A 7,535-nucleotide genomic window follows, 5' to 3' on the forward strand; every position below is an offset into this window, starting at 1 on the left:
ATCATACTTAAGCCAGACCAATTTTAAGTGATCATCGCCATCGCCCATATGGTTGGATTCAGCAACCAGCTCTGATAACTCCTTAGATAGTTGAAATAAAAACCAAGTCGCTTGGTTTTGTTGTTCGCTATAAGATTGAGCCAAAATACGTGTATTCACCATCAAGGATACATTAGCAATAAGAAGAGCCAATGAAACAACGAGCAACAATGATTTTGCCAGTGTTGTCTGTGGAGAAGACTGTCGTAGCTTTTGCCTATTTCTCATCCGCTATTAACTCTATATCACTGATTTGCCATACCATCTGAGAGTGGTATAGGGCATTGTCGATTTCGGGGTAATCAGACAACGAATAGATTAACCAATACGGTCCTTTCTCCCTCACTTTCATCGGTTTACCATCTTTCAAATACGCAATAATAGGCTGATACTTTTCAATATCTTGCTTAGTTATAGTGATGGCATAATCGTTAAGCGCTCTAACAATCATAAATTCAGGAACGGTTATATTTTGGGACTTTAATAACGTTTGAAGGCTGATCCCTGTAAAAGTCGCTTCATCATCAAACCAAGGTAAATGCGTTTTATAAGCTATGGTAGGTAGTTTCGCTATTTCGGCTTGTTCAAACACTACAGGTGTCGTCGGTTGATCTAGCCAAGAGACCGTAATTGAAGCGGAATAAGAGCTCACACTAAACAAGCAAAGCATTAATGATAATAATTTCATTGTTAATCCTTTCTTATGAAGGGTTATTAATAACAATAGTATAATTAGTAAGCATTGTTTGCATCAGTTCATTTATAAAATCAATCTCACCTCCCTAACATCAATGCGTCATCAAAGGGTTACAGAATTGAAAACACGATTAAATAAGGTTAAAAATGACCAACTTTGGCAAATACACCTCCGTAACTCGGTAATTTCCATTTATTTTCATCGCTCGCTTGCACGCTACCTACCTCCTATCAGATACTTAACTCATACGTATAGATAAGTGGCGCATGTTCATGCTCCAATCAGGAATCATCAATGAGTTCAAATACACAGCCAACGTTTTTCTTTTTTGATTACGAGACATGGGGAACCAGCCCAGCAAAAGACCGTCCAAGTCAATTTGCAGGTGTCAGAACGGATCAAGATTTTAATATCATAGGCGAGCCTTTGGTGATCTACTGTCAACCTCCTGCTGACTACTTACCTTCACCTGAAGCTGCGTTGATTACAGGTATCACTCCTCAAAAAGCAGCCAGCCAGGGTATTCCCGAGCCAGAATTCATAGCCAAAATCCATGCTGAACTTGCCAAGCCTAATACTACAAGCCTAGGTTACAACAGCATCCGATTTGATGATGAGGTGACTCGCTACACTTGTTACCGCAACTTTATTGATCCGTACGCTTGGAGCTGGCAAAACGGCAACTCTCGTTGGGACTTACTTGATGTAATGCGCGCTGTTCACGCATTACGCCCTGAAGGTATCGTTTGGCCAGAAAATGAAGAAGGCTACCCGAGCTTNAAGCTAGAGCATCTTTCTGTCGCCAATGGTATTGAACATGCTAACGCACATGATGCAATGGCCGATGTTATTGCAACAATCGAATTGGCTAAGAAGCTAAAATCAGCTCAGCCAAAAATGTTTGATTACCTCTATAACATGCGTCATAAACGAAAGTTGAATGAGCTGGTTGATATCGTAAACATGACGCCGCTCATGCATGTTTCTGGCATGTTTGGACGCGATTGTAATTATACCAGCTGGGTTGTCCCTATGGCGTGGCACCCAACAAACCAAAATGCAGCGATTGTGGTCGACCTTGCAAAAGACCCTAGCCCATTACTTGAGCTAGATGAAGATGAGTTACGCACGAGACTTTATACTAAGCGTAGTGAACTGGCTGAAGACGAATTACCCGTTCCAATTAAGCTTGTGCATATGAACAAGTGTCCAATCCTTGCGCCAGCCAAAACCTTAACGGCAGAAAATGCAGAGACAATTGGTATTGATCGTGAGCGTTGTTTAAAGAACCTTGCGAAGTTAAAAGCTAATCCAGAGATCAGAGAAAAACTGATTGGCTTATATTCTACCGACCGAGAATATGAAAAAAGCTCAGATGTAGATACGTTGCTGTACGATGGTTTCTTCTCTCCTGCTGACAAAACGGCAATGAACATCATTCGTGAAACCGACCCGAATAACCTGGCAGCATTAGATATTAGCTTTAGCGACGAACGCATTAAGCCGTTGCTGTTCCGCTATCGTGCTCGTCACTTCCCTTGGACACTGGATGAGTCAGAGCAGCTTCGTTGGGCTAACCACTGTCGAGAGACTTACGAATCTCAACTTGAAGAATACATGCTTAACCTTGAGAACTTGGTTCATCAACATGAGAGTGATGAGAAAAAAATAGCCATTCTAAAAGCCGTGTATCAATATGTTGAAAAACTGGCTTCTTAATTAAGGCCTTATATATCGTTTAGAATCCCAAAGTTTCCCTGGGCTCATCTCAGTAGAGCCCAGCTTCCTTTTTATCAGCTTGAATCGGGCAGGTTCATTTGAAAGAATCGTTAATCACATTTCTGCGTTACATTGTTTCGTTCGGATTAATACTCGCGTCTCTTTGGGCGGGTACTTCTATCCAACACCTACTAAATACATCTATTCCCGGCAGTATTTTTGGCATGTTGATCCTATTCGGCTTGCTCTGCTCAAGAATTATTCCTATCGAATGGGTTCAGCCCAGTGCGAATCTCATCATCCGCTTTATGATCTTATTGTTCGTGCCTATCAGTGTCGGATTAATGGAACATGCAGACATGCTGCTAGAAAACGCCTTACCGATTATGGCTAGTGCTGTAGGTGGCTCACTGATTGTACTTGTGTCACTTTCTTGGTTCCTAGACCGTCGCCTTTCAAAAGAACACTCTACTAAAGGGCAGTCATAATGTGGTTACTGGTTACTATTGTTGTTTTTCTATTTGCCCGTTGGATCAGTCAAAAGATCAACTCTCCACTGTTTAACCCGCTTTTAATCAGTATCGGGATCATCATCCCTACATTGACCTATTTTAAAGTTCCGTTCGAAACGTACTATGCAGACAATCAATGGATTAGCTTCTTACTGCAACCTGCCGTTGTAGCTCTGGCCTACCCTTTATACGAGCAGCTTCCACAAATCCGTTCTAATTGGAAAATTATTACGCTAGCTTGTTCATTAGGCAGTGTTATGTCGATGCTCACCGCGTCAATTATCGCGGTTCTATTTAAAGCAGAACTAAGCCTAATAGCCAGCCTACTAGGTAAGTCCGTTACCACACCAATTGCTATGGAAATATCCAGCCACCTAGGTGGTGAGGCCGCGATTGCCGCAATYCTGGTTTTAATTGTTGGCTTATTTGGTGCCATTTGTGCCTACCCTATATACAACCTACTTGGCATTAAGAGTCCGATCGCTCGGGGTTTAACTRTGGGCACCGTATCTCACGCACTTGGTACGGCTACTTGCGCCGAAAAGAAACCGCAAGATGCAGCATTCAGTTCCTTAGCATTAGTTTTGTGTGGGGTTATTACCTCAATCATCGCCCCTTCCGTATTTGCCGCGGTCGTTTGGGTTTACGGTTTAATGGGCGTTTAACTCAAAACCCACCTCATATTCACCGATAAAATCAGCCTTTCACTGAAATCTTTGCGAGGCTGATAACTTAATTGCGTTTTGAAATCGATTGCATGTGTGAGCTCACTCTAATTGTGAAATGGAATGAAACAAACGATCCATTAACGTGATCCAAATCTCAGTAATGTTTTTCTGAGAACCTAGAATTGAAGTCTAAGGTTAAATAAGGATTCAAAATGAACAGCCATATTGAGCAAGCGCTAGAAAGTGCACCACAAGCAATTAAAGCATCTCTAAGTAAGATCATTCTTGCTGATAGCTTTGATGCCACTCTTTCTTCTCAACAATTTGAACAGCTTCTCAGTGAAAGCGGTTTATCTGATAATGAACTCCGTGTTGCGCTACTCCCATTCGCAGCAGCCTACTCTTATGCGCCAATTTCAAATTTCTACGTAGGCGCTATTGTGCGTGGCCTAAGTGGTCGCCTTTACTTCGGTGCAAACTTAGAAGTTTCAGGAGCTCAGCTTGGTCAAACGGTTCATGCAGAGCAATCGGCAATCAGCCACGCCTGGATGAAAGGCGAGCAAGGCATTTCAGATATCACGATCAACTTCAGCCCTTGTGGTCACTGTCGCCAATTTATGAATGAATTAACGACAGCGAAAGAGCTTAAAATTCAGCTTCCTGAGCGTGAAGAAAAGACTCTACAGCAGTACTTACCAGAATCGTTCGGCCCTTCAGACTTGGGTATCGACATTGGCTTAATGGCGAAGCTAGATCATCAGCACCAAGCAGAAGACAGTAACCCACTGGTACTTTCTGCCCTTTCTGCGCTGAACATCAGCCATGCCCCTTACACTAAGAACTTAAGTGGTGCTTCGTTGCAGTTAGCTACAGGTGAAGTGTTTACAGGTTCATACGCAGAAAATGCGGCGTTCAACCCTAGCTTGCCTCCTCTACAAGTTGCCTTAATTCAGCTTAAACTTGCTGGCCATGATTTTTCCGAAATCGACAGTGCTGCATTGGTAGAAATGTCAGAAGGTTCTATCAGCCACCTTGCTGATACGCAATCAACATTAGAAGCGATAAACCCTGACATTCCAGTATCTTACTTAGCAATCTAACCACATAAAACCAACATAAATTTAAAGAGCAGCACTTATTACAAGTCGCTGCTTTTTTTATTCTAGTTACGACTAAAAGACCCTGCGCAAACGATTGCTTTTCATTGTGAAAGCGGTATGATTCGCTTCGATCACTACTGTTCAACATCCATAAAGGAACTCTTATGTTTGGTACTGCTACTCGTGAAAATGCAACTCGCGTTCTTCTACTTGGTTCTGGTGAGCTAGGTAAAGAAGTCGCTATTGAATGTCAGCGTCTTGGTTTAGAAGTCATTGCTTGTGACCGCTACGCAGATGCCCCAGCAATGCAAGTTGCGCACCGTAGCCACGTATTAGACATGCTTGATGGCGAAGCGCTTCAAGCCATCATTGAACTCGAAAAGCCCGACTATGTTGTACCTGAAATCGAAGCGATTGCGACTGACACACTAGTCGCGCTAGAAGCTCAAGGGCTAAATGTCGTCCCAACGGCAAACGCGACTAAATTAACCATGAACCGTGAGGGCATTCGTCGCCTTGCAGCAGAAGAGCTAGGATTAAACACCTCTCCATACCGCTTTGCTGATAGCTNTGAAGACTTCTCTGCAGCCATTGAGTTCGTAGGCTTGCCGTGTGTATGTAAACCCGTTATGAGTTCTTCAGGTAAAGGACAGAGTGTAATCAAAACGGAAGATGATATTCAGAAAGCATGGAACTACGCACAAGAAGGTGGCCGAACAGGTGCTGGTCGCGTTATTGTTGAAGGCTTTATCGACTTTGATTACGAAATTACCCTTCTAACCGTTCGCGCTGTCGATGGTGTTCACTTCTGCTCGCCTATCGGACACCGCCAAGAAGATGGTGATTACCGTGAATCATGGCAGCCGCAAGTAATGACCGACGATGCATTAAACGCTGCACAATACGCCGCAGGGCAAGTTGTTAATGCTTTAGGTGGTTACGGTATTTTCGGTGTAGAGCTATTCATTAAAGGCGATAAGGTTATCTTTAACGAAGTATCCCCTCGCCCACACGATACTGGCCTTGTTACTTTGTTGTCTCAAGACAGCTCTGAATTCGCTCTCCACGTTCGCGCGTTTACTGGTATGCCGATTCAGTCTATCACTCAATATGGCGCATGTGCTTCGGCTGTTGTATTAGGCCAAGGCACTTCAACGAATATTCGCTTTGAAGGTCTGAGTGAAGCTCTTAGTGCCCCACAAACGCAAGTGCGCTTATTTGGTAAGCCAGATATTGATGGACGCCGCCGTTTAGGTGTTGCACTAACTCGAAGAGCAACCATTGAAACAGCAATTGAAGACGCAATTGAAAGCGCAAGTAAAGTAAAAGTCATTTACTAACCCGCTTCTTACAACGAATACATATAAAAAAGGCAGCGTTCGCTGCCTTTTTATTGCTGTGTGCTATTGCTCAATCAAATACACTTCTTCCGCAAAGCGTGACAAGCCTTTCTTTGCAATCTTAGGGTGATCTTCATCTGCCACATCACGGTTTAGTAACGTCACTTTGTACCCTTCAAACAACGCCTGAATTTCTGATGACGGCACACTAAACGGAGGACCTGCCATTTCATCCTGGATATAGTCTAAGGTTACCAATAGAATTCTTCCGCCCGGCTTCAGCAGAGACTTCAACTTATCGGTGTAAGCAACACGCATATCACGAGGCAGTGCCACCAGCGACGCTCTGTCATACACTATATCTACAGGCTGAATTGGCGCACTAAAATAGTCGCCTGCGTAGATGCTCAGTTCATCAAATTGATAGAGTTCATGCTGCCCACTAATTTGAGTGACTAGTGGGGTATAAAAATGTTCTGCAAAAAACGAGCGTACCGCTATTTTACTCAGTTCAGCACCCTGCACATCTTCATGCTTAGACGCCAACCAAACTAGGTCTTCACTTTTGCCACATAACGGAACAAAGACTTTGCTCTCATAAGTTGGTTTCGTGTGTTTCCAATATTCAATCAACAAAGGGTTTACGTCTTCAAGGTGGAAACCAACTTGGTTAGCGGCCCATTTATTATTCCAAAATTCAGGATCGTTCATCTCTAATTCATCTTTGCCAGTCATAATGCAAGGGTACATGATAGTAAAAGCAGACAAAACTGTATTAGTAATAAACATATACAATTTGCCTGAAACCGCAGAGCACAATTTGTCTTACGGTTCACATTTTACAAAATATCGAAACGATAAGGTTGTTTCCTACTAAACGAAGCCACATGTCCTTTAGTAGAGCGTTTTACTCTAATTAAATTGTCCGGTTGCCACTTTTAAGTTTACCTTTTAGTAACCTCGCATAATGGGAGTCTGAATGAGTCTATTTCTTCGTACTACAGCATTAATGCTTCTAGTATTAAGCCGTGCGCCTGCATTTGCAGCCACTGTATCAACGAGTTCAACTGAGCAATCTCGCACCTCGGCTCAGAACCAAGTTTCATCAAAAGTGTTTAGACACAGCTTAAGTGGCCTATACGGTATTAAAGCTTTCGATTCTGAGCAAAAACAACCGTACAGCGACTTTGACGTGCTTTATAGCAAAGCACACCAAGCGCAAGCTGAGCTTGAAACTATCTGTAAAAGTACAGCCCTTCTTACTCAATCCAACGCTCTCTTTGCTGGTGTAAAATCAGAGCAAAGATCACAGGAAAAAATTAATTTAGAATTAGATGGCGATGTCACTCGAATTACCGACCTAGCGCGAGCGACCATCATAGCGAACGATGTAGAAAGCCTAGTTGAAGTTTATGAAGCGATCAGCCGTGAAGCGGACGTGGTCAAAGTAAAAAATAAGT

7 protein-coding genes and 2 pseudogenes are annotated in these 7,535 nt (G+C 43.0%); 6 read left to right on the forward strand and 3 right to left on the reverse strand.

The annotated features are described in order from the left end of the window. Together L4C33_RS00870 and L4C33_RS00875 are read right to left on the reverse strand one after the other, a co-directional pair. Positions 1-267 (reverse strand): annotated as a pseudogene (locus L4C33_RS00870) (GGDEF domain-containing protein); the annotation flags it as partial. Next, complete coding sequence (locus L4C33_RS00875) at positions 257-727, reverse strand: putative pterin-binding protein (protein ID WP_428810597.1); 471 nt, start codon at positions 725-727, stop codon at positions 257-259. The gene L4C33_RS00875 and the pseudogene L4C33_RS00870, both read right to left, overlap by 11 nt. A 303-nt stretch (positions 728-1,030) precedes the next feature. Here L4C33_RS00875 and sbcB point away from each other — a divergent pair, with 303 nt between their 5' ends. The 5 genes from sbcB (at position 1,031) to purT (ending at position 6,075) form a co-directional block, all read left to right on the forward strand. After that, on the forward strand, positions 1,031-2,455 hold the full coding sequence (gene sbcB / locus L4C33_RS00880) for an exodeoxyribonuclease I (RefSeq protein ID WP_428810598.1): 1,425 nt from the start codon (positions 1,031-1,033) through the stop codon (positions 2,453-2,455). 98 nt (positions 2,456-2,553) lie between these two features. After that, on the forward strand, positions 2,554-2,943 hold the full coding sequence (locus L4C33_RS00885) for a CidA/LrgA family protein (protein WP_428810599.1): 390 nt from the start codon (positions 2,554-2,556) through the stop codon (positions 2,941-2,943). After that, positions 2,943-3,632, forward strand: a complete 690-nt coding sequence (locus L4C33_RS00890) for an LrgB family protein (RefSeq protein WP_428810600.1) — start codon at positions 2,943-2,945, stop codon at positions 3,630-3,632. The genes L4C33_RS00885 and L4C33_RS00890 overlap by 1 nt, the downstream gene beginning before the upstream one ends. A 215-nt stretch (positions 3,633-3,847) precedes the next feature. Further along, a complete protein-coding gene (cdd, locus tag L4C33_RS00895; protein ID WP_428810601.1) occupies positions 3,848-4,735 on the forward strand; it encodes a cytidine deaminase in 888 nt (295 codons plus the stop codon). A 164-nt stretch (positions 4,736-4,899) separates the two neighbouring features. Continuing rightward, a complete protein-coding gene (gene purT, locus L4C33_RS00900; RefSeq protein WP_428810602.1) occupies positions 4,900-6,075 on the forward strand; it encodes a formate-dependent phosphoribosylglycinamide formyltransferase in 1,176 nt (391 codons plus the stop codon). Between the two features lie 63 nt (positions 6,076-6,138). Here the strand turns inward: purT and L4C33_RS00905 are convergent, their stop codons facing one another. Next, positions 6,139-6,786, reverse strand: a complete 648-nt coding sequence (locus L4C33_RS00905) for a thiopurine S-methyltransferase (protein WP_428810603.1) — start codon at positions 6,784-6,786, stop codon at positions 6,139-6,141. Positions 6,787-7,054: 268 nt separating this feature from the next. Here L4C33_RS00905 and L4C33_RS00910 point away from each other — a divergent pair. Continuing rightward, positions 7,055-7,535, forward strand: a pseudogene (locus L4C33_RS00910) (phosphoribosylglycinamide formyltransferase); the annotation flags it as partial.

This window comes from Vibrio makurazakiensis (assembly GCF_050337375.1).
GTDB lineage: Bacteria > Pseudomonadota > Gammaproteobacteria > Enterobacterales > Vibrionaceae > Vibrio > Vibrio makurazakiensis.